This window comes from Streptococcus sp. HMSC062H02, from assembly GCF_001813005.1.
Taxonomy (GTDB): domain Bacteria; phylum Bacillota; class Bacilli; order Lactobacillales; family Streptococcaceae; genus Streptococcus; species Streptococcus oralis_S.
In genome coordinates, this window is sequence record NZ_KV811107.1 from 1 (window position 1) to 217 (window position 217).

A 217-nucleotide genomic window follows, 5' to 3' on the forward strand; every position below is an offset into this window, starting at 1 on the left:
TCTCTCTCTAAAGATACATCAGAAATACGTTTATCTTTTTTTGAATAATTAATTTTATATTTTATGCTTCTCTCATTAAAATATAGTTCAACTACGCAAGTCCAACTTCCTGGAGGATTTGTGTAGTTTGCATTAGAAAATCTAATTTCTTCAATACCCTCATAACTATCTTTTAAAGTTTCAACCAAACTAACTTCATACTCTCTATTTCGACGCT

General features: G+C 29.0%; 1 pseudogene. It reads right to left on the reverse strand.

Annotation, left to right across the window (positions count from 1 at the left end):
• Positions 1–217: pseudogene (locus HMPREF2885_RS10210) on the reverse strand (hypothetical protein); the annotation flags it as partial.